The sequence below is a fragment of the Amycolatopsis sp. lyj-346 genome, from assembly GCF_046548975.1.
Lineage (GTDB): Bacteria > Actinomycetota > Actinomycetes > Mycobacteriales > Pseudonocardiaceae > Amycolatopsis.
Map to the genome: position 1 here is coordinate 1 of NZ_JAJPWT010000075.1, position 549 is coordinate 549.

The 549-nt window shown below is 57.7% G+C and carries 1 protein-coding gene; it reads left to right on the top strand.

The window, feature by feature from the left end; translation table 11 throughout:
- A partial coding sequence (locus tag ACLJQE_RS44765) for a major capsid protein (protein ID WP_410645939.1) occupies positions 1 to 549 on the top strand: 549 nt, incomplete at both ends.

The window sequence follows — 549 nt, forward strand, 5'->3', positions numbered from 1 at the left end:
GAGAATAACATCACGCAGTCCGGCGGCACGGAGTGGAGCAAGCGTGACAAGTCCACGTATGACCCGACCGACGATATCGAAGCCTACGCGCTGAACGCCAGCGGTGTGGTGAATATCATCGTGTTCGATCCGAAAGGCTGGGCGCTGTTCCGTTCCTTCAAAGCCGTCAAGGAGAAGCTGGATACCCGTCGTGGCTCTAATTCCGAGCTGGAGACAGCGGTGAAAGACCTGGGCAAAGCGGTGTCCTATAAGGGGATGTATGGCGATGTGGCCATCGTCGTGTATTCCGGACAGTACGTGGAAAACGGCGTCAAAAAGAACTTCCTGCCGGACAACACGATGGTGCTGGGGAACACTCAGGCACGCGGTCTGCGCACCTATGGCTGCATTCAGGATGCGGACGCACAGCGCGAAGGCATTAACGCCTCTGCCCGTTACCCGAAAAACTGGGTGACCACCGGCGATCCGGCGCGTGAGTTCACCATGATTCAGTCAGCACCGCTGATGCTGCTGGCTGACCCTGATGAGTTCGTGTCCGTACAACTGGCG